The organism is Ruegeria sp. SCP11 (assembly GCF_040329455.1).
GTDB classification, from domain to species: Bacteria; Pseudomonadota; Alphaproteobacteria; order Rhodobacterales; family Rhodobacteraceae; genus Ruegeria; species Ruegeria atlantica_E.
Genome location: NZ_JBDZYG010000044.1, coordinates 1 through 2,411 on the forward strand (window position 1 = coordinate 1; position 2,411 = coordinate 2,411).

Here is a 2,411-nt window from a genome sequence, read left to right on the forward strand (position 1 = left end):
GGGTGGAACGTGCGAAAATCGTCGAAATTCTCGAAGATGGACGACACCAAAGCATAGACCGCCGCATCAGATACGTTGGCCGATGTCACAAGTGTTGCACCGACCCCAAAGGTCTCGACGTTGTTATCGGTGCCGCGATACATGCCGCCGGGTATTGTGGCCGAGCGGTAATAGGCGTTGTTGTCGATCAAACCTGATACTGCCTCACCGGTCACAGGCACGAGCTTGGCGTCGCACGTGGTAGCAGCCTCGGTCAGGTTGCCCGAAGGATGACCAGCCGTGATAATGAACGCGTCAATCTGGTTGTCGCATAAAGCACTGGATTGCTCTGCCGACTTCAACTCGGCGGCAAGGGCGAACGTGTCTTTGGTCCAGCCTTTGGCGTCCATAAGCACTTCCATGGTGCCACGCTGGCCAGAGCCGGGATTGCCGATGTTGACCCGCTTGCCCGCCAGATCGTCAAAATGCTCGATCCCCGAGTCTGCGCGCACCATCACGTTGAACGGTTCCGCGTGAACGGAAAACACGGCACGCAGGTCTTCGAAAGGTCCGGCTTCTTCGAATTTTGACGTGCCATTGAGCGCGTGAAATTGCCAGTCGGACTGGGCAACGCCAAATTCCAATTCACCTTCGCGGATAGTGTTGATGTTGTAGACAGAACCCCCGGTGGATTCGACCGTGCAGCGTACGCCGGTTTCCTTGCGGTTCTTGTTCATCAGGCGACAGATCGACCCACCTGTCGGGTAATACACGCCCGTTACTCCGCCTGTGCCGATCGTAACGAACTCTTCGGCCTGCGCCGCCACACCCCCGAGGGCCAGTGCCATAGCTGAAGCCAGGATCAGGTTCTTTCTCATCGTTTACTCCCTTTCTCTTTTTTATTTCGTTGGTTGATAAATGCGGTGTCAGAGCACCGCGCACCTTCAAATCGATTCAATCACTTCCTGATATCCAAACAGTGCCGGAAGCCCTCCGGTATGCAGCATGACGACCTTTTGGCCCTTGCTGATCACACCCTCGTCCAGCAGCCCTAAAAGCCCGGAAAATGTCTTTGCCGAGTAGACCGGATCCAAAAAAATACCTTCGGTACGCGCCATGAGGGTCAGGGCATCACGGGTTCCCTGCCCGACTTGCCCATATCCGGGCGCAAGCACGCCATCCCAGACGTTGATGCCGTTCATGACGATCGCCGGGTCGAAATCCATCAAGGCCGCCAATCTGCCGAGGACTTTTTCCATGCGCGCGTATTGCTGATCCTGATCACGACGCACACAGATGCCGTAGACGGGAGCATGCACACCGGACAGCCGTAGCCCCGTCAGAAACCCGCCGTGGGTCGAGCCGCTGCCCGAAGGCACGACTGCGGCATCAAAATCGCTTATTTGCGCGCCCAGTTCCGCACCACCCTGCACATAACCCAATGCCCCCAAGGGCGGGTGGTCGATACCAAGGTGGATGACATAGGGCCGGTGACCGTTGGCAATTAGCTGAGCCGCCCTTTCATGCAGGGCATTGTCCGCGCCGACTTCATCTTCGCCGACCGGAAAGTGCATGTGTTCGGCGCCTAAAACCTTGGCCAGCAGGACGTTCCCCGAGCGGTAATATTGCTCTCCCATCCCCGGCACCCGCTCTTCCAGCTGCAGAACGGATTTCATCCCCAGACGGGCTGCAGCAGCGGCCGCTGTGCGCACAAAGTTCGACTGTACTGCGCCGGTTATCAGAACAGTGTCGGCCCGCTGTTGCACCGCTTCACCGAAATAGAACTCCAATTGACGTGTCTTATTGCCGCCAAAGCTTAGCCCGGTCAGGTCGTCCCGCTTAAGCCACAGGTCAATACCCAGGCGGTCAGAAAGGCGATCCAGCCTTTCAACCTGAGTAACTTCGGTCATCAGACGGGCGCGCGGGAACTCGGACAGTTTCCGGTCGATATTCATCTGTTCAGTCGTCATTTGTCATCCAACCAGATAGGCGCGGCGGAACAGCACCGCGCAGGCGAGAACTGAGGTCAACCGAATGGCGTGGGTAATGGCCTGCTGTGGCAGCAGCGGGCCAATCACGCGGCCCAGCAGACTGCCCGCAATGGTGGCCCCGACAAACGGCCAAAGCCACGGAGCGTTGGCAAAGGCCGACCAGTCCGACAGGCAGTGCAACGCAAAGGCTGCACCATATGCGATCAGCGCAACGGGCTGTACCAGCCGGCGCGCATCGTGCGGTGTTCGACCCGAGGCCAGAAAACCCAGAATCATCAAAGGGCCGGGGGTCGCTGCCCATACCGTGGCAAGGCCAGACAGGCCCGATATTGCTTGAAATCCCCGTGGGCCAACCCTGTTTTCCTGCGGCAACAACGAAGTGGCAACTCCGACAAGTAAAAGAACGCCCGTCAGGAGCAACACCATGCGTTCCGACAGATA

Annotated in this window: 3 protein-coding genes; all 3 read right to left on the reverse strand. The window is 58.1% G+C overall.

Features of this window, described 5'->3' with window-relative positions:
* Positions 1 to 857, reverse strand: an 857-nt coding sequence (locus ABLN94_RS24500) for a TAXI family TRAP transporter solute-binding subunit (RefSeq protein ID WP_352997319.1), incomplete at its 3' end; no start/stop codon positions are given.
* Between the two features lie 66 nt (positions 858 to 923).
* Positions 924 to 1,949: a D-cysteine desulfhydrase family protein gene (locus ABLN94_RS24505; protein WP_352997320.1), complete on the reverse strand. Its 1,026-nt coding sequence runs from the start codon at positions 1,947 to 1,949 to the stop codon at positions 924 to 926.
* A gap of 3 nt (positions 1,950 to 1,952) precedes the next feature.
* The coding region (locus tag ABLN94_RS24510; RefSeq protein ID WP_352997321.1) for a hypothetical protein at positions 1,953 to 2,411 on the reverse strand (459 nt) is incomplete at its 5' end.